The following is a 25,167-nucleotide window of genomic DNA, read 5'->3' as shown; positions in this document are numbered from 1 at the left end:
TCGATTAATAACTGGCTCGCCAGTCAATTATGGAGGCGGCATGTCGCGTCGGACAACGATGGCCGCGGTGGCCGGCCTGCTGGCGCTCACCGCGTGCGGTGGCGGCGGCAGCGCCGGCGCCAAGGAGCTCACGGTCGTCATGTGGGGCGGCGACGACCAGAAGAAGTCCGTCGCCGCCTGGATCGAACCCTGGGCCAAGAGCAGGGGCGTCACGGTCAAGCAGGACTCCCCCACCGACTACGCCAAGTTCCGGGCCCAGGTGGAGTCCAAGAAGGTCAGCTGGGGCGCCGTCGAGGTCGAGCCCAACTTCGCCGTCACCGCCTGCAAGAACGGCTGGGCCGTCAAGCTCGACAAGGCCAAGGTGGACACCTCGGTGGTCAAGCCGGAGCTGGTCGGCGAGTGCGCCGTGCCCGTCCTGGAGTACGCCTTCACCATCGCCTACAACACCAAGGCGTTCACCGCCGCCAACCACCCCACGACCTGGGCCGAGTTCTTCGACACCACGAAGTTCCCCGGCAAGCGCGGCTTCTGGAAGTACGCCACCGGCGCCATCTTCGAGGCCGCCCTGATGGCCGACGGCGTGCCCGCGGACAAGCTCTACCCGCTCGACATCGACCGCGCCTTCAAGAAACTCGACACCATCAAGAAGGACATCGTCTTCTACGAGACCGGCGAGCAGCAGCAACAGCTCGTCTCCAGCGGCGAGACCCCGCTCATCCAGGCATGGAACGGCCGCGTCTTCGCCGCCGCCAGGGACGGCCAGCCCGTCGCCAACGAGTGGAACCAGCACTTCCTGTCCTACGACCAGCTCGTCATCCCCGCCGGATACCCGCGCGCCGACCTGGCCATGGAATGGCTCGGCCACTTCCTGTCCGACACCAAGGGCCAGGCGCAGTACGCCAACCAGGCCGCGTACGCGCCGGTCAACGACAAGGCGCTGCCGCTGGTGAACCCGGCGGTGCGCAAGGAACTGCCCACCGACCCGGGCAACGCGGCCAAGCGGGCGGCGATCATCGACTACACCTACTGGGCCGCGAACTACGACAAGGTCACCGAGCGGTTCAACGAGTGGATGGCCCGGTGAGCCTGCGCAGGCTCGGCGACGGGTGGGGGGCGCTCGTCCTCCCGCTGGCCGCCTTCCTGCTCGTCGTCTTCGTCTACCCGCTGGCCTCGGTGCTGGCCCGCAGCTTCACCGACCCGGAACCCGGCCTCGGCAACTACGCGGCGTTCTTCGCCTCGCCCGTCTACCTCGACGTGCTGGGCAACACCTTCGCCACCGCCGGGCTGGTCACGCTGGTGACGCTGCTGCTCGGCTTCCCCTACGCCTACCTGATGACGCTCGCGCGGCCGTTCTGGCGGGGCGTGCTCATGGCCGCGGTGCTGGTGCCGTTCTGGACCAGCCTGCTCGTGCGCACGTTCGCCTGGGTGCTGCTGCTGCGCGACACCGGCGTGGTCAACGCGCTCATCCCCGGCGAGCCGGTGCCGCTGCTGCGCAACCTCACCGGCATCACGATCGGCATGGTCCAGGTGATGCTGCCGTTCGCGGTGCTGCCGATGTACGCGACCATGCGCGGCATCGACCGCCGGCTGCTGCGGGCCGCGGAAGGGCTCGGCGCGACGCCGGTCTTCGCGTTCTGGCGGGTGTACGCGCCGCTCGCGCTGCCGGGCGTCGCCGCGGCCCTGCTGCTGGTGTTCGTCTCCACGCTCGGCTTCTACGTCACCCCGGCGCTGCTCGGCGGCCCCAAGGACGTGATGCTCGGCGAACTGATCGTCCAGCAGCTGTCCGGCGTGCTGCGCTGGGGGTTCGCCTCCGCCCTCGCCGTCGTCCTGCTCCTGGTGACCGGGGCGCTGCTGCTGATCGCCTCCCGGCTCGTGGACCTGCGCAAGATGATCGGCGGCGGCTCGTGAGGCCCGGCCGGATCCTGCTGTGCGCGCTGGCCGGGCTGACCGCCGTCTACCTGGTGCTGCCGGTCTTCGTGGTGATCCCGGCCTCCTTCTCGGCCAGTTCCTTTCTGGAGTTCCCGCCCAAGGAGTGGTCGGCGCGCTGGTACGAGAACTTCTTCACCGACCCCACCTGGCTGGACAGCGCCCTGGCCAGTCTCCGGGTTGCCGTCCTGGTCACGCTGCTCTCCCTCGTGCTGGGTACGGCTGCCGCCCTCGGCGTCGTGCGGGGCCGGTATCCCCTGCGCGCCCTGGTCTCCGGGCTGCTCATGGCGCCGGTGCTGGTGCCGTACGTGATCGTCGGGCTGGCCGTGTACGCGACCTTCCTGGAGCTCGGGCTCACGCAGACCACGCTCGGCTTCGTGCTCGTGCACACCGCGCTGGCCGTGCCGTACGTGGTGATCACGGTCTCGTCGTCGCTGGTCTCCTTCGACCGGCGGCTGGAACAGGCGGCGATGAGCCTGGGGGCCGGGCCGGTCAGCACGTTCGCCCGGGTGACGCTGCCGCTCATCGCGCCCGGCCTGGCCGCGGGGGCGCTCTTCGCGTTCGTCACCTCCTTCGACGAGGTGGTGACCGGGGTGTTCCTGTCCGGGCCGGACCTGACGACGCTGCCGGTGCAGATGTGGTCGGGCGTGCGCGTGCAGATCGACCCCACCGTGGCGGCCGTCTCGACCATGTTGCTGCTGGCCACGCTGGCGTTGTTCGCCACCGCCGGGCTCTCCCGGCTCGTGAGACGGAGGAAGGCATGACAGGCGCCGTCGACGTACGCGCGGTCACCAAGCGGTATCCGGGCTCGCTCGCGCTGGACGAGGTGTCGCTGCGCGTGGCGGCGGGCGAGTTCATGACGCTCCTGGGCAGCAGCGGCTCGGGCAAGTCCACGCTGCTCAACGTGGTGGCCGGGTTCACCGAGCCGACCTCGGGGTCGGTGCTCGTGGACGGCGGCGACATCACCGGCGTGCCGCCGCACCGGCGCGAGCTCGGCATGGTCTTCCAGCACTACGCACTCTTCCCGCACATGAGCGTCTTCGAGAACGTCGCCTTCCCGCTGCGCCGCCGCAAGGTCAGGGGCGAGGAGCTGCGCCGCCGGGTGAGGCGGGCGCTGGAGGTCGTCGAACTCGGCGCGCTCGGCGAGCGGCGGCCCGCCCAGCTCTCCGGCGGCCAGCAGCAGCGGGTCGCGCTGGCCCGCGCGATCGTCTTCCAGCCCCGGGTGCTGCTCATGGACGAGCCGCTGGGCGCCCTCGACAAGCGGCTGCGCGAGCAGCTCCAGCTCGAGATCAAGCGGCTGCACCGCGAGCTCGGCATCACCTTCGTCTTCGTCACCCACGACCAGGAGGAGGCGCTGACCATGTCCGACCGGGTCGCCCTGCTGCGCGAGGGCCGCATCGTGCAGGTCGGCACGCCGCAGGAGCTGTACGAGAAGCCCGCCTCGCGGTACGTGGCCGAGTTCCTGGGCGAGTCCAACCTGCTGCCCGGCGAGGACGGCCTGCTGCTGGTCCGCCCGCAGCACCTGCGCGTCCTGCCGCCCGGCGAACCCGGGCTCCCCGCCGTCGTGCGCGAGGTGATCTACGTGGGCGGCGGGCTGCGCATCGAGGTCGAACGGCCCGACGGGCAGCGCCTGGTCGCCCGCACCGCCGTACGGCCCGACCCGCTCCCCAGGCCCGGCGACGAGATCGTCGCGCACTGGAACCCCCACGACTGCGTCAACGTCCCCGCCTAGGAGAGCCATGCGTGCCATCAGAGACGGACTGGAGCTGACCGGCGAGCAGCGTGACTTCGTGGCCCTGGCCCGCGACTTCGCGCTGCGCGAGATCCGGCCCCGGGCCCGCGAGGTCGACGACGCCGACCACGACTCGCCCCTGGACCTGTGGGCCAAGGCGGCCAAGCTGGGGCTGACCTCGTTCATGCTGCCCGGGGAGTACGGCGGGGGCGGGGTCGGCGACCTGCTCACCCAGGCACTGGTGACCGAGGAGCTGTGCTACGGCGACATCGGCATCGGCAACCTGCTCACCTCCAACGGCTTCTTCGCCGGGCCGGTCGAGGCGCTGGGCACCCCTGCGCAGAAGCGGCGGTGGCTGTCCCCGCTGACCGGCGACGATCCGCCGCTGACCGCGCTGGCCGTGACCGAGCCGGGTGTCGGCTCCGACGCCGCCGCGCTGACCACCCGGGCCGAGCGGGACGGCGAGGCGTACATGCTGACCGGGCAGAAGACGTGGATCTCCAACGCGCCCTATGCGCGGTGGATCGTGGTCTTCGCCACCGTGGCGCCCGGCACGCGCTCGCGCGGGGTGACCGCCTTCGTGGTGGAGCGGGACACTCCTGGTCTGCGCGTCGGGCGGGCGCTGCCCAAGATGGGGCAGCGGGCCATCGTCAGCGCCGAGGTGTTCCTGGACGGGGTGCGGGTTCCGGCCTCCCACCGGCTGGGCGAGGAGGGCCAGGGGTTCTACGGGCTGATGCGGACCTTCGACGCCTCCCGGATCCTCATCGCGGCCGCCTGCACCGGGCTGGCCAGGGCCGCGCTCGACACCGCCCTCGAGTACGCCAAGTCGCGGGAGCAGTTCGGCGTGCCCATCGTCGGCCATCAGGCGGTCGCCTTCCGGCTGGCCGACATGGCGGCCAAGGTCGACGCCTCGCACCTGCTGACCCTGCGGGCCGCGCGCGTGCACGACGCCGGGCTGCCCTGCGCGGAGGAGGCGGCCATCGCCAAGGTGACCGCCTCGGAGAACGCCATGTGGTGCACCTGGGCCGCCCTGCAGACCCATGGCGGGTGGGGGTACTCGCGGGAGTTCCTGCTGGAGAAGTGGATGCGGGACGCCAAGCTGGAGGAGATCGAAGAGGGCACCTCCGACATCCAGCGGCTCATCATCTCCCGGTCGCTGGCGCGATGAGGGTCTTCTCCGATCCGGCCTCCGTCGCGGTCGTCGGCGCCTCGGCGGACCCGGCCAAGTGGGGGTACTGGCTGGCTCGCGGGGCGCTGCGGGGTGCGCATCGGCGCAAGGTGCATCTGGTCAGCCGTTCCGGCGCCCTCGTCGAGGGGGTACGGGCGGTGCCCTCGCTGGGGGCGTTGCCCGAGGCGCCGGAGCTGGCCGTGCTGTGCACGCCGGCGGCGTCGTTGCCTGCGCTGGTGGACGAGGCCCTCGGGATGGGCGTCTCCGGATTTATCGGCATAACGGCGGGTTTGTCGTCTTCGGCGGAGGGCGCGCTCGTCCGGCGGGTCCAGTCCGCCGGCGCGCGGCTCATCGGCCCCAACTGCCTCGGCGTCTACGACGCCGCCACCTCGCTGGAGCTGGCCTGGGGCACCTTCAGCCCCGGGGCGCTCGGCATCGTCTCGCAGTCGGGCCAGCTCGGCCTCGAACTCGCCGGGCTGGCCGGGGAGGCCGGGATCGGGGTCTCGCGGTTCGTCTCGGTGGGCAACCAGGCCGACGTCACCGCCGTCGAGGTCCTGGACGGCCTGGCCGCGCACCCCGCCACCCGGGCGGTCGTGGTCTACCTGGAGTCGTTCGGCGACGGCCGCGCCCTCGTCCGCACCCTCGGGACCCTGCGCTCGGCGGGCAAACCGGTGATCGTCCTGACCGTGGGCTCCAGCGACGCCGGCCGCGCGGCCGCCCGATCCCACACCGGGTCCCTGACCGCCGGGACCGCGGTGGTCGAGGCCGCCTGCCGCGCCGCCGGGGCGGTCCTCGTCCAGACGCCCGCGCAGGCGGTCGATCTGGCCCAGTTCCTGCTCGGCGCGCCCGCGCCCATGGGGAGCCGGGTGGCCGTCGTCGGCGACAGCGGCGGGCAGGGGGCCCTCGCGGCCGACCTGCTCACCGCCTCCGGGCTCGCCGTGCCCGCCCTCGGGGACGCCGTCTGCGCCTCGGTGGCCGCGTTGCTGCCCGGTGGCGCGGCCGTACGCAATCCCATCGACCTGACCGGGGCCGGAGAGCGCGACCTGGCCACGTACGCGCAGCTCGTGGACGTGCTTTTGGGCAGCGGGGAGGTGGACGGCGTGCTGCTCACCGGGTACTTCGGCTCCTACGGCGCGGACGCGCCCAGCCTCGCCGGGCGGGAACTGGCCGTCGTGGACACCCTCGGGGAGCTGGTGCGGCGGCACCGGCGGCCCGTCGTGGTGCACAGCATGTGCCGGGACTCCGCCGCCGTCCGGGCACTGCGGGAGCACGGGCTGCCGACGTACGCGACGATCGAGCAGAGCACGCGCTCGCTGGGGCTCGCCGCCGTGCTGGCGGCTCGTTCTCCCCAGGCTTTTGTGCCGGTTGCGGCTTCCCGGGCCGAGGTCGGGGGCGGGTACCTCGGTGCTCGGGGGTTGTTCGCGGCGTACGGCGTGCCGTATCCGAAGGCGGCCGGGTGGCCGGGCTCCGCCGAGGGGATGGCGGGGCCGTTCGTGCTCAAGGCCGGGTGGGTGGAGCACAAGACCGAGGTGGGCGGGGTGGTCACCGGGTTGCCGGATCTTGATGCTGTGGCTGGGGCGCTGGAGTCGATGCGGGGGCGGCTGGGTGACGGGGACTATGTGCTCGAGGAGATGGACAACCGGGCCGGGACCGTGGAGCTGATCGTCGGGGGGCGGCGGGATCCTGCCTTCGGGGCGGTGGTCGTGGCCGGCATGGGGGGGACGATGAGCGAGTTGTATGGGGATGTGGCCGTTGCGCTGGCGCCCGTCGATGTGGACGGGGCCTTGGGGCTCCTGCGGCGGCTCCGGGGTTATCCCCTGGTGCGGGGGTGGCGGGGGGCTCCGGGGGTGGACGAGGAGGCGGTCGCGCGGGTGGTGGTGGCGGTGTCCCGGCTGATCGCGGAGCAGGGGCACGTGGCCGAATGTGAGATCAACCCGCTCCGGGCGGGGGCGGATGGGGTGCTGGCCCTGGACGCGCTGGTGGTGACGGGATGAGCGGGGCCGTGTCCGGGGGTGAGGCGGTGGTGCGGGCGCTGGCCGAGCACGGGGTGGACACGGTCTTCGGGATTCCCGGGACGCACAACCTCGAGATCTACCGGCATCTGCCCGCCTACCGGGTGCGGCACGTGCTCACGCGGCACGAGCAGGGCGCGGGGTACGCGGCCGACGGGTACGCGCGGGCCTGCGGGCGGCCGGGGGTGGTGCTGGTGACCTCGGGACCCGCCACGCTCAACGCGGCGGCGGCGATCGGGCAGGCGTACTCGGACTCGATCCCGGTGCTGCTGATCTCGCCCGGGATGCCGCTCCGGTCCACGCCGGGAGCCGGGCTCCTGCACGAGACGCGGGACCAGAGCCGGGCCATGGACTCCGTCGCCGCCTACAGCCACCGGGTGACGAGCGTGGCCGGGATACCGGTGGCGCTCGCCCGGGCCTTCGCCGTCCTGACCTCCGGGCGGGCTCGGCCGGTGCACCTGGAGATCCCGCTGGACGTGCTGGTGGAGCGGTCCGTCGTGATCTCCCCCGGGCCGGTCGCGGTGCCGGTGACCGTGCCTCCGGACGACATGATCGCCGCCGCCGCCCAGGTGCTGGGTGCCGCGCGGGCGCCCCTGATGATCGTGGGCGGGGGCGCTCGCTGGGCCGCCCCGCAGGTGCGCATGGTCGCCGAGCGGCTGGGGGCGGCCGTGGTGACCACGGCCAATGGGAAGGGGGTGCTGCCCGACGACCATCCGCTGGCGCTGGGGGCCGGGATGCATCTGCCGGCCGTAGCCGAGATCGCCCGGCGGGCGGGGGCGGTCCTGGTGGTGGGGAGCGAGCTGGCGCCGTCGGATCTGTGGCACGGGCCGCTGGAGTTCACCGGGCCGGTGGTGCGGGTGGACGCCGACCCGGCGCAGCTGGTCACCAACGCCGTGCCGGACGTCGCCCTGGCCGGCGACGCCGCGGCGACCCTCGACCGGCTCCTCGCGCTGCTGGACCCCGTGCCGGGGCGAGGCGCGGCGGCGGAGGTCGCGGCGGCGGAGGTTGCGCGGTGGCGGGCGATCAAGGACGGGCAGGCCATGGCGGAGGGCGGGCGGTGGCGGTGGATCGTGCGGGCGCTGGCCGAGGGCGTCGGGCGCGGCGGGATCGTGGCCGGTGACAGCGCCATGATCTGCTACTACGGCGCGCTGACCGGGCTGCCGGCGTACGGGCCGTCGCGGTTCCTCCATCCGACCGGGTACGGCACGCTCGGGTACGGGCTGCCGGCCGCCATGGGTGCGGCGGTGGCGCTGCCGGGGCGGGCCGTGGCGGCGCTGATGGGCGATGGCGGGGTGATGTTCACGATCGCCGAACTGGCCGCCGCCGCCCAGCTCGGGCTGGCGTTGCCGGTCGTGGTCGTGGACAACGGTGGCTATGGGGAGATTCGCGCGGAGATGGTGTCCCGGCAGGATCCCGTGCAGGCCGTGGAGCTGCCGTCGCCGGACTTCGTGATGCTCGCGCGGTCGCTGGGCGCGTACGGCGTGCGGGCCGGCGACGAGGAAAGCCTGACCGCGGCGGTCAAGGAAGCCCTGGCCGCCGACCGGCCGACGCTCGTGCATGTGAGGGAGACACCGCTCGCGAACGTGGAGGAGACCCCGTGAGCCTGTTGGAGATCACCTGGACCGACCCCGTCACGGGGCGGCACGGGTACGTCGTCATCGACACCCTCGTGCGCGGCGTGGCCAGCGGCGGGCTGCGGTTGCGCGACGGGTGCACGCTGGAGGAGGTACGGGGGCTGGCGCGCGGCATGTCCCTGAAGGAAGCGCTGGTCTACACCCCGGGTGACCGGTATGTGCCTCTCGGCGGCGCCAAAGGGGGCATCGACATCGACCCCCTGGACCCGCGTGCCCATCAGGTGCTCAAGCGCTTCCTCACCGCCGTGCTGCCGATCGTGCGCGCCCAATGGAACACCGGCGAGGACTTCGGCCTGCGTCAGGAGACTCTGGACGCGATCGCCGCCGGCCTCGGGCTGCAATCCACGGTCGAGGCCGCGTTCGCCCTGGTCGAGGACCAGGCCGCCGCGCGGGCCCGGTTGCGGGCGGCGATGGCCGTGACGGTCGAGGGGGTGGCGCTGGCCGACCTCGTCGGCGGGTACGGCGTGGCCCGCGCCGCCCTCGAGACCGCCGCCGCCCTCGAGACCGCCGCCGCCCTCGGCACACCGAGCGAGGCCACCGACGCCCACCGCCCGCCGATCGAGACCGCCGTCGTCCAGGGGTTCGGCTCGATCGGCGGGGCCGCCGCCCGGTACCTCGCCCGGGCCGGGGTACGCGTCGTGGGCGTGGCCGACCGCGACGGCCTGATCGCGGACCCGTCCGGCCTCGACGTCGAGTCCATGCTGGCCGCCCGGGACGCCCACGGCGTCGTCGACCGCACCCGCCTGCGCCCCGGCTTCCGGTCGGCCCCCCGGGAGAGCTGGCTGGACGTGCCGGCGGATCTGCTGGTGCCCGCCGCGATGTCGTACGTCATCGGCCCGCCGGAGGCCGAACGCATCCGGGCCGGGCTCGTGGTCGAAGGAGCCAACCTGCCCACGCTGCCGGAGGCGGAGGCGGCCCTGCTGAGCCGGGGCATTCCGGTTGTGCCGGACTTTCTCGCCAATGTCATGACGAACGCCTGGTGGTGGTGGGTGTTGTTCGGCGACATCGAACCCACGGCGGAAGCCGCCTTCACCAAGATCGACTCGGTGATGCACACACTGGTGACCGCGGTAACCGCCTTCGGCCTGCCCCTCCGCAAGGCCGCCCGCGGCCTGGCCGAGACCAACGCGCACCGCATCGCCGAACGCTTCACTCCCCGAGATCCCGGGCGTACCTAGGCGGTGAGGCTTGCGGCGGGTTGGCGCAGGCGGCGGAAGGCGGAGATCAGGACGGGGAGCAGGAGCAGCCCGCAGGCCCCCGCGACGATGAAGGTGGGGGCGAAGCCGAGCGCCCCGGCCAGCGCGCCCGCGAGGCCGGTGGCGGCGGCGTTGCCGAAGGCTTCGGCGCAGTAGAGCAGGGTGTAGTCGGTCCCGGCTTGCCCCTGGTCGGACACGGCCATGAACAGGGCGTACACCGTGACCACCGCCGACGTGATCAGCAGGTACCCGAGGGCCTGGGCGAGGATGGGCACCACGATGCCGTCGCCGGACAGCAGAAGCCAGAGGCCGAGCCCCATCCACACGGCCGCCGCCAGGGCGAGTGCCGTGAACAGGAAGCGGTGGAACCCGAGGCGGACGGTGAGCCGGGGCGCGACCGCGGCGCCGGCGACGGACACCGCGGTGACCACGGTGGCGGCGGTGACGGAGATCGTGGTGTACGAGGCTCCCTGCTTGACCAGGAGACTGTTGACCAGGCCGTACCCCATCATCAGAGGCAGCTTGTAGGCGGCCGACAACGCCAGCAACCCCCAGGAGCCCTTGCGGCGCAGGAAGCGGCGGATGGAGGCCCGCTCGACGGGCCCCTCGGCATCGGGCCCGCCAGGAGCGGGCTCACCGGTGCCGGCGGAGGTGGTGGTGCCGAGGTGGGTGCGGGACCACCACAGGGGCGCCGTCCCGGCCGCGAGCAGCAGCACGAGGCAGGCCACCGTGCCGGGCCAGCCGGTCAGCGCGAAGGCGAGGAGGGTGCCGCTGCCGCCGGCGACCAGGCCGACGGAGAAGGCGCCGCCCTGGACGGCGTTGGCGTTGAGCCGGCCGCGGCCGGCCAGGCGGGTGACGGCGAGGGCGTCGGTGGCGATGTCCTGGGTGGCGAACAGGATGTTCAGCACGAAGAGTACGGCCAGCAGCCAGAGGAAGTCGCGGACCGGGTCCACCGCGAGCAGGAGGGCGGCGGCGGGGATGGCGGCGAGCTGGCAGGTCAGGACCCATCCGGCCCGGCGGCCCGCGCCCAGCCGGAGGGGCGGGGGGCGGTTGTCGATCTGCGGGGCCCACAGGAACTTGAGCGCCCACGGCATGATGAGGATCCCCAGCATGCCCAGCCGGCCGAGGTCGACGCCTTCGCCGTACAGGAGGGCGGGCAGGGCGACGAGGGAGAAGCCCACGGGCACGCCCTGGGCGAAGTAGAGGCCGGCCAGGACCGGCAGCAGGCGGTTCACGAGGTCTCCAGGACGGCGGTCAGCAGGCGCATGCCGAGGGGCAGGTCGGTGACGGAGGCAGGGGTCAGGCCGGCGCGGATGAGCATGGCGTGGAGTTCGGGCAGGGTGCGTTCACGGCCGCCGGTCATGACCATCATGTGCAGGTCGAAGGCGGCCGGGAGCAGGGCGTCGGCGGAGACCACGCGCTCGATGACGAGCAGCTTGGCGCCGGGTGGCATGGCCTTGGCCAGGTTGCCGAGGATGGTGGCGCACTGCTCGTCGTCCCAGTCGTGCAGGATGCGGGAGAGCAGGTAGGTGTCGCCGCCGTCCGGGACGGAGGCGAACATGTCGCCGCCGACGAGGTGGCAGCGGTCCGCGACGTCCTCCAGGGCGCGGCCGGCCGTCGCGATGACGTCGGGCACGTCGAACAGCACGCCTCGGGTGTGCGGTGCACGGCGCAGGATTTCCGCCAGGAGGGCGCCGGTGCCGCCGCCCACGTCCACGACGGCCCGGGCTCCGGTGAAGTCGTGCACGTCGGGGACGCGGCGGAAATACAGTGTCCCGGCGGCCATCCCGGCGTGGAATTCGCCGGATCGGTCCGGGCGCCCGGCCAGGTAGTCGAAGACGGGCGTGCCGTGCACGTGGGTGAACGCCTGTTCGCCCGTGGTGACGCTGTGTTCCAGGGCGGCCCAGGAGGCCATGAAGTAGTCGGAGCCGTACAGGGCGGCCAGCGGGCCGAGGTTCTCGCGGCGCAGCAGGGCGCCCATCTCGGTCAGCGTGTACGCCTCGCCGTTCTCCTCCAGGAGTCCGGCGGCGGTGAGCAGGCGCAGCAGCCTGGCCAGCGCGCGGGAGTCGACGCCGAGGCCCCTGGAGAGGGCGGCGGCGTCCGACGGGCCGGCGGACAGGGCGTCGGGCAGGCCGATCCTGGCGGCCACGGAGGTCGCCTGGGCCACCCAGCCGCCGGTGAGGATGCGCAGGAGGTCGTTCTCGATCACGGGTGGTGCTCCTCAGGGCGTGGGCGGCGGCACGGTGGCGAGCACGGCGCGCAGGACGTCCGCGCGCCGGTCCGCCAGGTAGAAGTGGTCGCCGGGCAGGCTGCGCTGGGTGAAGGGGCCGGTGGTCAGCTCGCCCCAGCGGGCGGCCTGGCCGGGGCTCACCTCGGGGTCGTCCGCGCCGATCAGCGCCAGGACGGGCCGGTCCAGCGGCCGGTCGTGGCGGTGCGCGTAGGTCTCGTCGAGGCGGTAGTCGTGGCGTACGGCGGGCAGCGCGAGACGCCGGATCTCCGGATCGGCCAGCAGTTCGGGGGCGGAGCCGCCGAGCCGGGCCAGTTCGGCGACCAGGTCGTCGTCGGAGCCGGTGAAGGTGGTGGTGCCGCGATGGTCGTGGGCGGCGTGGCGGCCGGACACGACGAGGGCGGCGGGGGCGCGGCCCATCGCGCGGAGCGCGTGTGTGACCTCGTAGGCGATGAGCGCGCCCAGGCTGTGGCCGAACAGCACGGCGGGGCGGTCGAGCAGCGGCGCCACGGCCTCGGCGAGCTGTTTGGCCAGGACCTGGACGTCGTCGGCGAACGGCTCGGCGGCCCGGTCGGCGCGGCCTGGGTACTGCACGGCTCGCACCTCGAGGTCGTGCCGGGTGCGGTGCCAGAGGCGGAAGAAGGCGGCGTTGCCGCCCGCGTGCGGGAAGCAGAACAGCCGCAGGGCGGCTCCGGGCCGCGGTTCGTAGCAGTGGAGGGGCGTCATGCGATCTCCTCGGCGGCCAGCGGCCGGGGCGGTTCCTGGGTGAGCAGGTCGGGGCGGCCGATGGTGCGGGTCAGGTCGAGCCAGAGGCGGCCGAGGCCCAGGTGGTACTGGCCCTGGCTCAGGGGGTCGCCGCCCCCGGTGACGGCCTCGTGCAGGGTCGTCAGCGCCCGCCGTACCCCGTCGGGCCACAGGCGCGTGACGACGTCGTGGAAGGAGGGCGCCTCGGCGGGGCCCAGCGTGGTGGCGCTGGGCAGGGCGAGGTGGGGGTCGCCGGTGGCGAAGCGGCCGTCGGGGTCGCGGCCGACGTACATGCGGGGGCTCCAGACGATCGGGCCGTGGGTGTTGACCAGGGTGAGGTTGCCGCCCTCGGCGCCGATCGTGATGCGGTGCAGCAGGTGGAGGTGGGCGTCGGGGTCGTTCGGGGCGATCTGGTTCTGCACGCGCAGCGTGAGCGGGACGCCGCCCAGCGCGCCGGTGACCGCGGTGAAGGGGGCGGCGTGCGACGGGGCCGCGGTCAGGGTCCAGGGGCGCAGCGGGCCCAGGGCTTGGGCGAGGATGTCCAGCAGGGCGTACGCCACGTGCACGCTGCAGGCGGCGTCCACGTAGAGCGGCTGCTGGACCGCGCGCAGCCGCCTGGCCGCGGCGATGAAGCGGCGGACCGGGTCCAGGTGCACGTAGAGCGTGTTGAGGTGGTGAACCGTGCCCGCCGCGCGGGCCGTGCGCAGGACCGTGGCCAGCTCGTCGGGATGCACGGGATGCTCCTGGAGAACGTGCACGCCGTGTTCCAGGAGCGCCGCGGCCACCTCGCTGCCCTCACCGCCCACCACGCCCGAGCGGACCACCACGCAGGCGGCGTCGGCCACCTCCGCTACCCGGGCGGGGTCGGTGAGCAGGGGGACGCCGTGCTCGCGGGCACAGGCGGCCGAGCGGGCGCCGCCCTTGGCCAGGATCCCGGCCAGCTCGAACGGGCCCTCGCGCAGGGCGTCCAGGTAGACCTGGCCGAACGTGGTGCCGCAGACGACGACGCGCTTCACAGCTCGCCCTCCTCGATCGGCGCGAGCGGGTCCACGGGCGGGAGGGCCCGGGTCATGTCCACCCGGGCCACGGGGGCGATCGCGGCCAGCACGGCCTCGGGGTCGAGGACGTCGGCGGCGTAGTGCGCGCCCGGTCGCACGGCTCCGGCCAGCACCTCCTCGGCCGCGTGCGCGGCGACGGCCGCGGTCAGCGCGGCGGTGTCGGCGGTGCGGAGCGCGAGTGTGCCGGTGCCGGACGGGCCGACGGCCTGGAAGAGCATGGCGTAGTACGGCGCGCGGCCGGCGAGCTCGAGGGCCGCCGCCCGTTCCAGGTCCGCGGCCGACCCGCGGGCCAGCGCCAGCACGCGCTCCTTGGAGGTGACCGTGTACCAGTGCGACTCCCCCACGCTCAGGCGCCGGGCCAGCCGCTCGGCCTCCGTGGTCAGGTACGGGTGCAGGCTCACGCGTTCGGGGAAGTACGGCAGCGCCACGTCCTCGGCCGGGGTCAGCGCCCTGGACACGCGGACCCCGCCCCGCCAGGCCGCCAGGGCCTCGCCGTACCCCCGGGACAGGAGGACGTCCTCGGCCGCCGCGGGGGTGAGCCGGTCGCGTCCGCCCGTGTACACGTCCAGCCGGTGCGTTCCGTGTGCCGTCACCAGCCTCGGCAGCAGGCCCGTCAGCCCGGGCAGCATCCCGGCCGACACGATCGCGGTACGGCCGGCCGTACCGGACGACGACAGCAGCCCGAACAGCGGATCGTCGCCCGCGGCGTCCACGTAGTCGGCGCCCGCGGCGAACGCGGCCCGCGCGACCCGGTCGAGCAGCCGGTGCGAGGGGCCCGCGCAGTTGACCACGAGGCGGCAGCCCGCGCAGAAGGCGGCCAGCCCGGCCGGGTCGTAGGCGTCCACCCGCTGCCCCGGCCCAGAACGGCTGCCCCGGCGCACCCCGTGGGGTTCCAGGAGCTCGGCCACCCGGCGGCCCACGGCCCCGGTGGCGCCCAGGACGCCGATCACCGGGCGATCCGGCGGGCGACGGCGGCGGCGTGGGCCGGGTCCAGGCAGGTGAAGTGGTCGCCGTCGATGTCGGCCACGGTCAGGCGGCCCAGGCAGAGGTCGTGCCAGAAGGCGGTCATGTCGTCCTGCAGGGTCGGGACCAGATTCGTGACGCCGCGCTGGCGCAGGAAGGTGAGGTCGCCCGCGTACGGCTCGGGGTCGTAGCGGGTGACGGCGGCGAAACTCTGGCCGAAGACGCGCAGCGCCTGGCCGACGTCGGTGCCGATCGCCCGGGACAGGGCCGCCGCCCGCTCCTCGCGCGGCTTGGCGGCCAGCGCCGCGAACGCCGCGCCGACCTCGCCGCCCAGCCCGGCCAGTGCCCCCTCGGGGACCACGCCCGGCGTCGCCTTCAGCACCTCGCGCAGCGCTCCGGCCAGGTCGCCCGCCGGGTAGCCGAGGCGGACCGGGTCCACGCCGCTCGCCTGCGCGAAGCCGTACTCGATCATGACCTCGTCCTCGACGCGGTACGGGAAGCGGGCGCTGCTGATCACCGTGAGCCCCGCGACGCTCGCGCCGCTCTCGGTGAGCTGGCGGGCCAGTTCGGTGGCGATCAATCCGCCCATGCAGTAGCCGATCACCTCGAAATCGGTCTCACCATCCTTGAGCAGGTGCCGGGCGTAGGAGGCGGCCAGGGTCTCCACGGCGGTGGCCGGGTCCAGGTCCAGGTAGCCGGGGATGTCGGCGACGGCCACGCCGACCAGGGGCGAGCCGGTGAGCTCGCCGATCAGGGCGCGGTACGGGGCCAGCGTGCCGGTGCCGTCGTGGACGAGCACGCGGGCCGGCCGGCCGCCGCCCTCATGGAGCCGCACGAGCGGGCTGGCCGTGGTGGCGGCGCCCCGGGCGCGGTCGGCGTTCTCCTCCCGCAGATGTACGGCGAGGGCCGCCACGGTCGGCCGGTTGATGAGCTGCCTGACCAGACTGTCCCAGTACACGTCGGGGGCGACCGCCTCCCTGATGCGACCGGCCAGCTTGGTCACCAGCAGGGAGTCGCCGCCGAGCAGGAAGAAGTCCTGGTCACGGCCTACCTCCGGCAGCCCGAGCACCTCGGCCCAGAGGGTGGCCAGGCGCCTCTCCAGCTCGTCGCGGGGCGCCTCGCCCGCCGTTCCCGCCGATCTCGCCCCGGCCCCCGTACGGCCCGGCAGCAGGGCGGCCAGGGCGGCGCGGTCCAGTTTGCCGTTGCCGGTCAGCGGCAGCGCGTCCACCACCTGGACGGCGGACGGGATCATGTACTCGGGCAGCCGCTCGGCCAGGAACCCGCGCAGCTCGGCCGGGTCGATCATCGCCCGGTCCGCGGGGAACCGCGCCGCGAACACACACTGGCCCAGTGCGGCCAGGCGCTCGTCCTCGGCCGGCAGGTGCAGGTGGACGGTGGCGCCCGCAGCCTCCAGGAGTTCCCGCCATTCCCGCCGGGTGGTGAAGGTCCGCGGCCGGTCGTGCGGCTCCATGAGGAACTCCATCGAGGCCATGATCTGGGCGTGGTCCCTGGTCGTCTCGATGAAGACCAGCCAGCCGCCCGGGGCCAGCAGCTCACGGAAGCGGGCCAGCGTGGCCGCCCGGTCGCGGGCGTTGTGCAGGACGTTCGCCGCCACCACGACGTCGGCCGCGTTCGGGGCCAGGCCCTGGGCGCGGTGGTCGGCATTCAGATCGAAGATCCCGTACCGGACCCAGGGGTGGGCGGCGAACCGCTCGGCCGCCTCGTCCAGGAAGAACCTGGACAGGTCGGTGAACAGGTAGTCCACGTCGTAGGCGGCCAGCTCCGCGATCAGGTCGGCGCTGGTGCCGCCCACCCCCGCGCCCACCTCCAGCACACGCAGCACTCCCCTCCCGTGCTGCTCGTGCTGCCTGGCCAGGTTGCCCAGGACGTGCCGGGCGACGGCGTTGACGTAGCGGCTCAGGACGTTGTCGCGGTAGGCGCCTTCGGCGGTGCTCGTGCCGGCTTGCGGGAAGAGGAGGTCTCTGGCGTCCAGTTCGCCGCGCATCAGCTCGGGCAGGTGGGCGGAGCCGCGCCGGAGGAAGGCGATCAGCTCGTCGCCGTAGTCGAGCCCCCTGGTCAGTTCCCCGACCCGGCGCCAGGCGGTTTCCAGGTCGGTGTCGTGGCGCAGGTTGTGGTAGCGGCCGGTGCCGTGGTCCACGTCGAGGCGTCCGCGCTCGTGCAGGGCCACCAGCCAGCGCCGGACCAGCCCCTGATGGGCAGGCGCCACCCGGGCCCGCTCCAGAACCTCGTCCACGTCATGCCCCGGCCCTTCACCTTGGCCGGAAGAGTGGCCGGAGGCGCGGAACAGGTCCGCGGCGCGCAGGGCGTCGGACATCGCGGTCAGGGCGATCTCCTCCAGGGTCGCCGCGACCTCCACCACGCGGTCGAGGTCCACCCCCTCGGCCGGGTCGGCGGGCGCGGGCAGCGGCGGGGGCGGGTCGTCCCTCGTCTGTACGGCCTGCGCGAACGCCAGCAGGCGGCGTTCCATCGGCTCCCCGCCGTCCACGCTCACCGCGGCCGCCGCCACCGACGGGTGGGCCAGCACCGCGGCCTCCACCTCGGCCAGTTCGATCCGGTGGCCGCGGATCTTGACCTGGAGGTCCTCGCGGCCCAGGAACTCGATGTTCCCGTCGGGCCGGTACCGGCCCAGGTCTCCGGTCCGGTAAAGCCGCCGGCCGTCGTGGTGGACGAACCGCTCCGCCGTACGGGCCGGGTCGCCCTGGTAGCCGAGGGCAAGACCGGCGCCGCCGATGTACAACTCGCCGGGCACCCAGTCCGGGCACGGCCGCATGGCCGCGTCGAGCACGTGGAACGACTGGTTCGCCAGCGGCTTGCCGTACGGGATGCTCGGCCAGCCCGGCAGCTCGCCCTCGATCGGGTGGAAGATCGACCAGACGGCGGCCTCGGTGGCGCCGCCGAGGCTGATCAGGCGCAGGCCCGGCAGCCGGTCGCGGACCTGACCGGGGAGGGTGAGGGGGATCCAGTCCCCCGACAGCAGGCCGAGGCGCAGGGTGGGCAGGTCCAGGCCGGGTCCGGCGTCGAGGTAGTGCTGGAGCATCTGCAGCTGGGCGGGCACCGAGTTCCAGACGGTCACGCCGTGCTCGGCCACACACGCGGCCCAGTGCGCCGGGTCGCCCCGGCGGGCGGGATCGGGCAGCACGAGGGCGGCGCCGATGGCCAGGGTGCCGAAGATGTCGTACACCGACAGGTCGAAGCCCAGCGCCGCCAGCCCCAGGACCCGGTCGTCCCCGCGGATCCAGAAGCGGGCGGTGATGTCGTCCAGGGTGTTGCGGGCGGCCCGATGGCTGACGACGACGCCCTTCGGGGTGCCGGTGGAGCCGGAGGTGTAGATCACGTAGGCCGGGTCGTCGGGCGCGACCCGCCCGGGCGGCCCCGGGTCCGGCATCCCCGAGTCCGAGGGCAGGCCGTCTTCCGACGGGAGCAGCACGAGGCGGGCGCCCGCGTCGGTGAGGATGCTGTCGCGGCGGGCTTTCGGCTGGCTGGTGTCCAGAGGCAGGTAAACGCCCCCGGCCAGGAGGGTGCCGATGACCGCGGCCACCTGCTCAACGCCCTTGTCCATGGCCACCGCCACGATCTCCCCGGCCGCCAGCCCACGCTCGAGCAGCCCTCCGGCGAACTCCCGCGCCCGCCCCAGCAGCTCCCCATACGTGACCCGCCCGGAAGAGGTGATCACCGCCACCCGGTCCGGCTCAGCCTCGGCCTGCGCCAGAAAGGGCTCGTGCAGCAACCGCCCGGGCAGCGGCGCCGCCGTGTCGTTGACCTCCTGGCGACGCCCCGCCTGCGCGGGAGGCAACGGCACGGGCGAGACCTCCGCCCAGGCCGGCGGCCCGGCCAGCCGTACCAGAAGGGAGGTGAAGGCGGCGAACATGTCGTCCACCACGCCCTCGGGCAGGATGCCCTCGCGCACGTCCCAGTTGACCAGGAGCTCGCCCCGGTGTTCCTTGACCTGGCAGTCGATCCAGACCTGCGGCGTCTGGCTGATCCCGTACCCGGCCCGTCCCGTCTCGTCCTGCCCCAGGCCGATCGCGCTGGTGAACACGACCGGCATCAGACTCGCCGCCCGTCCCCGGCGCCGCGACAGTTCGCGGATGACCTCGATCCCGGTGTGCCGCCGGTGCTCGAGGTCGTCGAAGAGCTGCTGGCCGATGGCCCGGGCGCGGGTGCCGAAGGCGGCGTCCGGCGTGGTGTCGACGGCCAGGAGGTTGAGCGAGGTGAAGTCGCCCACGACGCCGCCGATGCCCGGGTGAAGGGCGGGCCGGTCGAGCAGGGTGAGGTTGAGCGTGAAGCGCGGCCTGCGGCTCCACCGGCCGATGACCTCGGCGTATGCCGCGAGTACGGCCTGCGACGCGGTGATCCCCTGCCCTGCGGCCAGTTCGCGCAGCCGGGTCCAGTCCGCGGCCCCGACCACGTGCTCCCAGCGCCGGAACCTCCCGGCCCCGGCCGGGGAGGCGAGCGCGGGCAGTTCGGGCGCGGCGGGCAGGTCGTCCAGCCGCGCCTGCCAATAGCCGCGGTCCCTCTCGTACCGGGCGCTTTCCCGCCGCGCCCGCAACGCCAGCACGCAGTCGCGGAACCGCACCGGCACCTCGGCCAGTTCCCCCGACGGCTCATCGTGCAACGCCTGGAACTCGCTCAGCAGCACCTGAATGCTGACATAGTCCGCGATGAGCAGATCGATCGAGGCATGGAGCACCGCCCCCGCATCGGTCAGCGTGATCCGCAACTCGAACAGCGGCCACGCCCCCGCCGGATAAACGGTGTGCCCCATCTCCTCCCGGATCGCGGCGATCGCCGGTCCCGGATCCACGCCCCGCAGATCGGCCACCCGAATCTCGTAGTCGGGCACCTCCGGCAGAACCTGCTGATACCCATCGGCGTGTACGACCGCCCGCAACATGTCATGCCGCCGCACCAACGCCCGCCACGCGCTCTGCGCCCGCACCGGATCCAGCTCTGCGAACGTCACCTCGACATACCCGTGACACGCCACCCCGCCGAACCCGAAGGCGTCGTTGCGCCCCAGCAGGTACGCCTGCTGCACCTCCGTCAGCGGAAACGGCTCGAACCGCCCGGCCGGATCGGCGTGCACCGTCTCGGCCGCGGCCTCCCGCCGCAGCTCGGCCAGGATCTCCTCCCGCGCCGCCCGCACCGCCGCCCGCCTCTCGGGCGTCAGCGCACCCTTCGGCGCGCGGAAACGCAACGTCCCCTCGTCCTCCCACAGTCTGATCCCGGCCGTCTCCAGCTGGGCCATCAGCTCCTGTACGGCAGGCGCCCCGTTCACAGCAGTCCCTCCTCGATGTCGTCCATGGCCTCCGCGCACCCGGCGAGCGTCGGATCGGCGAAGAACCGCCGCAGCGGCGGCTCCATCCCCAGCCGCTCCCCCGCGATCGCCGCCATCCGGGTGGCCAGCAGCGAGTCGCCGCCCAGCACGAAGAAGTTGTCCACCCGCCCGATGACGGGGGTTTCGAGCAGTTCCGCCCAGATGGCGGCCAGCTCCGTCTCCAGCCCGGGCCGCGGCGGCCCCGGCTGATGCGTCACCCGATCCGGGTCATCGGGGGGTACGGCACCGCCGTACTCCCTGAAACCGCCCTTCGCCTCGAGCCCGTCACGCGGCCCGAAAGCGGCCCGGAGCGGCTCCACCGGCGCGGACCAGTCGGCGGTGGCCAGCCACTCCAGCACACGCAGGTAGGCGGCGAACGCGGTGTCCAGTTCACCGGGCGCGAACAGCTCCTCCACCGCGTCCCAGCGCACGAGCAGGTCGCCGTCCACCTCGCCCACCTGGCAGTCCAGCCAGATCTGCGGCGTCTGCGAAACCCCCCAGACCGGGCGCCCGAACGACGGGTCCCCGGTCAGCTCCCCGGCCGCGACCCCGAGGGTGCTGGTGAACACCACCGGCATCGTCATCGCCGCGGCCGCGGCCCGGCGGGCCAGTTCGCGCATCACCCACACGGCCGACACCTCGCCGTGCTCCAGCCCGCGCCACACCTCTTCCTGCAGCCCGCGGGCCCCGTCCAGCCAGCCGCGGCCCGCCCGGTGCGCGACCAGCATCAGCGAGGTGAAATCACCAAGCACGCGATGCACATCCGGATGCACCTCGCGCCGGTCGAACAGGGTCAGGTTCAACGTGAGCTCCGGCTGCCCGCTCCAGGCGCCGAGCACCTCCCCGAACGCCGCCGCCAGCACCGTGGACGGCGTCAGATCCCGTCCCCTGGCCAGCCCCGACACCAGCCGCCACACCCGCGCGGGCACCCGCGCCTCCCGCCGCGCGAACCTCGGCCGCTCCACCGCCTCGGGCCGCACCGCCAGGGGCAGCCGCGGCGCCGGAGGCAGCTCGGGCAGACGCGCCGCCCAGTACTCCCTGGCCCGCTCGAACACCGCCGGGTCCGGCCGCTGGGACATCAGATAGTCCCGGAAGGTGACCTCGACCGGAGCCGGCTCGGCGTCGGGGTCCCGGTAGAGGAGGTCGAGCTCGTTCAGGAACACCATCGTGCTGAGGGCGTCCATGGCGATGTTGTCGAAGCTGACGCCCAGCCGTACCCCGCCCTCGTGCCGTACGGCCCGCGCGTCGAACAACGGCCACACCGCCGGGTCGAGGACCTGGTGCGACATGCGTTCCCGCAGCTCCTCCACCGACCCGGCCCGCCCGATCGTGAAGCGCGGCACCTCGGCCAGGACCCGCTGCAACCCCTCGGCGTCGAAGACCACCCGGAGCATGTCATGCCGGAGGATGAGCCGGTTCCACGCCTCTTCGAGCCGGTCGAGGTCGATGTCACCGTCGAACTCGGTGTAGAAGTGGCAGCCGACGCCGCCCAGCGTGAAGTGCGCCGACCTGCCCAGCCAGTACGCCCGCTGAACCTCGGTGGGCGGGAACGGATCGTGCCTACGCTCCTCGTCCGCCTCGAGCCCCCGCCCTTCCGCGGTGGGCGCCCCGAGCGTGAGGGTGGACGCGAAGTCCCGCAGCACCGGGCGCTCGAACAGCACGCTCAACCGGGCGTCGGCGACCCCCGCGGACCGCAGCCGCGCGATCAGGCGCGTGGCCAGCAGGGAGTCGCCGCCCAGCGCGAAGAACCCGGCGTCCCGTCCCACCTCGGGCACCTCCAGGAGGTCGGCCCAGATGGCGGCGACCGTGGCCTCCGCCTCGCCTTGCGGCGCGTCTCCCGTGGCGGCCGCTTCTTCGGGCTGGGCCTGCCGGACGGCCAGGGAGGTGAGGGCGGCCCGGTCCACCTTGCCGTTGGGGGTGAGGGGGAGCCGGTCCAGGACGGTGATCGATGCCGGTACGGCGTAGCCGGGCAGGAGACCGGCTACGTGGTCACGCAGGTCGTCGGCGGACATCGGGGAGTGGGCGGGCGGAGCCCCGGGCGTTGGGGGCTGGGTGAGGGCGTGGGTTCCCCCGGGACCTTGAGACGCGGTGGAGGTGGATTCCCCCAGGGCTGACAGTCCGGGGTCCGACAGCCCATGGATCGACGGACCCGGACCCGAGGCGGAGGGATCCGGCGTGGAGGAGCCCGAGGCCGAGGGGGCGAGGGTGGTGAAGGCCAGGAGGCGGCGGCGGGTGCGTTCGCCTACGGCCACGGCTATCGCGCGGGTGACCGAGGGGTGGGATTCCAGGGCGGCCTCCACCTCGCCCAGTTCGATCCGGTGGCCGCGGATCTTGACCTGGTGGTCGGCGCGGCCCAGGAACTCGAGGGTGCCGTCGGGCCAGTAGCGGCCGAGGTCGCCGGTGCGGTACCAGCGTTCGCCGCCGTGATGGACGAAGCGGGCGGTCGTGGTCTCGGGGTCGCCGCGGTAGGCGGTGGCCAGGCCGGCGCCGCCGATCCATAGTTCGCCGGGGACCCAGTCCGGGCGGTCGCCGCCGTCGGGGGCGGCGACGCGGTAGCGCTGGTTGCGGAGGGGCCGGCCGTACGGGATCGAGGTCCAGTGGGGCGGGACACCGGCCACGTCGTGCGCGTTCGACCAGATGGCGGCCTCGGTGGCGCCGCCCAGGGCGACCAGGTGGCAGCGGCCTTCGCTTTGGGCTGTCAGGCGGCCGGGCAGGTCCAGGCCCACCCAGTCGCCGGAGACCAGGGCCAGTCTCAGAGACTCCGGGAGTCCGGGGGCGGTGATGAGGAGCATGTCCAGGAGGGTCGGGACGGTGTTCCACAAGGTCACACCGTGGGACGCGCACAGGCGGGCCCAGGATTGGGGGTCTCGTCGCTGGTCCTCTTCGATCAGGATGAGCGTGCCGCCCGCGCCGAGGATGCCGAACAGGTCGTATACCGACAGGTCGAAGTCGAGGGCCGAGACGGCGAGCATGCGGTCGTCCGGGCCGACGCCGTAGCGGTCGTTGATGCCGGTGATCGTGTTGACCGCGGCCCGGTGGGTGACCTCGACGCCCTTGGGTTCGCCGGTGCTGCCCGAGGTGAAGATCACGTACGCCGGGGAGTCCGGGTCCACGGGGATGGGGCCGGGCAGCGCGTCGTCGGCACCGGATACCGCCAGGTGCTCGGCGGGACCGCCCTCCGCCTCGCCGGCCGGCAGTGCTCCGGGCCTCAACCAGCCGGGGACGGGCCATGAGGTGTCGATGACGTGGCGGGTGGACGAGCGGGTGAGGATGCGGGCGCGGCGGGCGTCCGGTTGGTCGGTGCCGATGGGGACGTAGGCGCATCCGGCGGCCAGAACCCCCAGGACGGCGGCCACCTGGGCGGGGCCCTTGGGAAGGGTTACAGCGACCGTGTCCCCGGGGCGGGCGTCCTGGGCGCGGAGGCGGGCGGCGATCGTGAGGGCGGCGCGGGCCAGTTCGCCGTAGGTCGTGCTCCCGAAGTCGCCGGCCAGGGCGGGACGGTCCGGGTCCTGGGCGGCCAGGGCGAAGAAGGCGTCGTGGAGGCGGCCCTCGGGCAGCGGGCCCGCGGTGTCGTTCGCGGCCTGCCGTACCTCTTGCTGGTCCTTGGGGAGGGGCAACGGTGCGGGGGTGGACCAATCGGCGAGGGCGAGGTGCTCCAGCAAGGCGGTGTAGGTGGCGAACATGGCGTCCAGGACGCCGGGGGCGAAGAGCCGGTCGACGGCGTCCCAGGCCAGGTGGAGGCCGTGGTCGTACTCGTTGATCTGGTGGTCCAGCCACACCTGCGGCGTCTGGGTGATCATCCAGCCCACCTGGCCGAATGCCTCGCCGACCTCCGGGGCGATGAGGTCGGTGCCCAGGTTGCAGGCGAACACGACCGGGGCGGCCGGCGGACGGCCCTGTTTGGCCAGGTCACGCAGGACGTCCACGCCCGAGTAGGCGGTGTGGCGGACGTCCGTGCGGAAGCGGTGCTGCAAGGCCCGGGCATGGGCGGCGAACGATTCACCGGGGCGCAGATCCGCCTCGAGGAGGATGAGGTTGGTGAAGTCCGCGACCAGGTGCGGCACGTCCGGATGAAGGGTCTCGTCCCGGTCGAACAAGGGGACGTTCAGGAGGAATCGCGATTCCGCGCTCCAGGCGGCGAGCACCTGGCAGTAGGCCGTGGCCAGGACCATGGCGGGGGTGACGGCGTGCTCGCGGGCCCGCTCCTTGAGGAGTTTCCAGGTGTCCACGTCGAGCCAGTGTTCGCGGCGGGTGAAGCGCGGGTTGGTGACGGTTCCGGGGTCCGTCGCGAGCGGGAGCTGGGGCGGGCCCGGCAGGTCGCGGGAGCGCCAATAGTCACGGGCCTCGTACGGCGGGGCCGCCCGCTCGGCCTCCTGCCTTGCGGCCACGTACCGGGGGAAGGAGTAGGTCAGGGGTGGGAGGTCGTGGCCCAGGTAGAGGCGGGCCAGGTCGCGCAGGAAGATCTGCAGGCCGAGTACGTCGGCGGCCAGGAAGTCCACCTCGACGTGGACCCGGGTGGCGCCGCCGGGCAGGAGTGACAGGCGTACGTCGAAGACCTCGCCGCGGGCGGCGTCGAAGCGGCGGTGGGACAGGTCGGCGCGCACCTGGGCGGGGCCGGTGTCGTAGACGGTCAGGCCGGGCCAGGCGCCGGTGTCCGTGACGCGCTGGGTGCCGTCGTCGTGGAAGACGGCGCGGAGCATGCCGTGCCGGCGGACCAGGGCGCGGACGGCGGTCTCCAGGCGGTCCGGATCCACGTCGTGGCCGTCGAACTCGAGGTAGGCGTGGCAGCCGACGCCGCCGAGCGGCTGTCCGTCGGCACGGCCGATCCAGTAGGCGAGCTGGACGGGCGTCAAGGGGAAGGGCGCCCGCTCGCCCGCCTGGGCGACGCCGGCAGGTTCCTTCTGAGCGACACCCCTGTGCCCTCCTCGGGCAGCATCGGCGCGTTCCTCCTGGACAAGGGCCGTCAGGCGGGAGGAAACGAGCGCCCACCAGGCACCCAACGTGGTCTCACCCGCCAGGTCGGCGAAGACGATCCGGGCGCCGGCGCGACGCCAGCGGCCGACCAGGCGCATGGCGCGCAACGAGTCCAGGCCGAGTCCGATCAGGTCGGCGTCGTCGGCGATGACGGAGGGTGCGAGGTCGAGCTGCGCCGCGATGTCGGCACGCATG

The 25,167-nt window shown here is 73.6% G+C and carries 15 protein-coding genes; 8 read left to right on the top strand and 7 right to left on the bottom strand.

Annotated features, from left to right (window positions below; translation table 11 throughout):
* The first annotated feature begins 40 nt into the window (after positions 1–40).
* Genes FVE25_RS36835 through FVE25_RS36800 form a run of 8 tightly spaced genes read left to right on the top strand, consistent with a single transcriptional unit; the run spans position 41 to position 9,650 of the window.
* Complete coding sequence (locus FVE25_RS36835; protein WP_157252106.1) at positions 41–1,084, top strand: ABC transporter substrate-binding protein; 1,044 nt, start codon at positions 41–43, stop codon at positions 1,082–1,084.
* Positions 1,081–1,908 carry an ABC transporter permease gene (locus FVE25_RS36830; protein ID WP_246268015.1) on the top strand — a complete coding sequence of 276 codons (828 nt, stop codon included), beginning with the start codon at positions 1,081–1,083 and terminating at the stop codon, positions 1,906–1,908. Before FVE25_RS36835 ends, FVE25_RS36830 begins: the two co-directional genes overlap by 4 nt.
* Positions 1,905–2,690 carry an ABC transporter permease gene (locus FVE25_RS36825; RefSeq protein WP_157252104.1) on the top strand — a complete coding sequence of 262 codons (786 nt, stop codon included), beginning with the start codon at positions 1,905–1,907 and terminating at the stop codon, positions 2,688–2,690. Before FVE25_RS36830 ends, FVE25_RS36825 begins: the two co-directional genes overlap by 4 nt.
* On the top strand, positions 2,687–3,658 hold the full coding sequence (locus FVE25_RS36820) for an ABC transporter ATP-binding protein (protein WP_157252103.1): 972 nt from the start codon (positions 2,687–2,689) through the stop codon (positions 3,656–3,658). Before FVE25_RS36825 ends, FVE25_RS36820 begins: the two co-directional genes overlap by 4 nt.
* A gap of 7 nt (positions 3,659–3,665) precedes the next feature.
* Positions 3,666–4,826 (top strand): acyl-CoA dehydrogenase family protein, encoded by a 1,161-nt coding sequence (locus FVE25_RS36815; protein WP_157252102.1) that lies wholly within the window; start codon positions 3,666–3,668, stop codon positions 4,824–4,826.
* A complete protein-coding gene (locus FVE25_RS36810) occupies positions 4,823–6,820 on the top strand; it encodes an acetate--CoA ligase family protein (protein ID WP_157252101.1) in 1,998 nt (665 codons plus the stop codon). Before FVE25_RS36815 ends, FVE25_RS36810 begins: the two co-directional genes overlap by 4 nt.
* Positions 6,817–8,439: a thiamine pyrophosphate-binding protein gene (locus FVE25_RS36805; RefSeq protein ID WP_157252100.1), complete on the top strand. Its 1,623-nt coding sequence runs from the start codon at positions 6,817–6,819 to the stop codon at positions 8,437–8,439. The genes FVE25_RS36810 and FVE25_RS36805 overlap by 4 nt, the downstream gene beginning before the upstream one ends.
* Positions 8,436–9,650 (top strand): Glu/Leu/Phe/Val dehydrogenase dimerization domain-containing protein, encoded by a 1,215-nt coding sequence (locus tag FVE25_RS36800; RefSeq protein ID WP_157252099.1) that lies wholly within the window; start codon positions 8,436–8,438, stop codon positions 9,648–9,650. The genes FVE25_RS36805 and FVE25_RS36800 overlap by 4 nt, the downstream gene beginning before the upstream one ends.
* Here the strand turns inward: FVE25_RS36800 and FVE25_RS36795 are convergent.
* From FVE25_RS36795 to FVE25_RS54520, 7 genes are read right to left on the bottom strand one after another with little or no spacing between them, the layout of a single operon-like run.
* Complete coding sequence (locus tag FVE25_RS36795) at positions 9,647–10,903, bottom strand: MFS transporter (RefSeq protein WP_157252098.1); 1,257 nt, start codon at positions 10,901–10,903, stop codon at positions 9,647–9,649. The genes FVE25_RS36800 and FVE25_RS36795 overlap by 4 nt on opposite strands.
* On the bottom strand, positions 10,900–11,877 hold the full coding sequence (locus tag FVE25_RS36790) for a methyltransferase (protein ID WP_157252097.1): 978 nt from the start codon (positions 11,875–11,877) through the stop codon (positions 10,900–10,902). The genes FVE25_RS36795 and FVE25_RS36790 overlap by 4 nt, the downstream gene beginning before the upstream one ends.
* 12 nt (positions 11,878–11,889) lie before the next feature.
* On the bottom strand, positions 11,890–12,621 hold the full coding sequence (locus FVE25_RS36785; RefSeq protein WP_157252096.1) for a thioesterase II family protein: 732 nt from the start codon (positions 12,619–12,621) through the stop codon (positions 11,890–11,892).
* Positions 12,618–13,655: a Gfo/Idh/MocA family oxidoreductase gene (locus FVE25_RS36780; RefSeq protein ID WP_157252095.1), complete on the bottom strand. Its 1,038-nt coding sequence runs from the start codon at positions 13,653–13,655 to the stop codon at positions 12,618–12,620. The genes FVE25_RS36785 and FVE25_RS36780 overlap by 4 nt, the downstream gene beginning before the upstream one ends.
* The gene (locus tag FVE25_RS36775; protein ID WP_181019836.1) at positions 13,652–14,647 is read right to left on the bottom strand and encodes a saccharopine dehydrogenase family protein; all 996 of its coding nucleotides are present in this window, start codon (positions 14,645–14,647) and stop codon (positions 13,652–13,654) included. The genes FVE25_RS36780 and FVE25_RS36775 overlap by 4 nt, the downstream gene beginning before the upstream one ends.
* Positions 14,644–19,959 (bottom strand): non-ribosomal peptide synthetase, encoded by a 5,316-nt coding sequence (locus FVE25_RS36770; RefSeq protein ID WP_246268014.1) that lies wholly within the window; start codon positions 19,957–19,959, stop codon positions 14,644–14,646. The genes FVE25_RS36775 and FVE25_RS36770 overlap by 4 nt, the downstream gene beginning before the upstream one ends.
* The gene (locus tag FVE25_RS54520) at positions 19,956–25,166 is read right to left on the bottom strand and encodes a non-ribosomal peptide synthetase (protein WP_157252094.1); all 5,211 of its coding nucleotides are present in this window, start codon (positions 25,164–25,166) and stop codon (positions 19,956–19,958) included. Before FVE25_RS54520 ends, FVE25_RS36770 begins: the two co-directional genes overlap by 4 nt.
* Between the last annotated feature and the right edge of the window lies 1 nt (position 25,167).

The sequence above is a fragment of the Nonomuraea typhae genome (assembly GCF_009760925.1).
Taxonomy (GTDB): domain Bacteria; phylum Actinomycetota; class Actinomycetes; order Streptosporangiales; family Streptosporangiaceae; genus Nonomuraea; species Nonomuraea typhae.
This window is presented reverse-complemented; position numbering and strand designations above follow the sequence as displayed.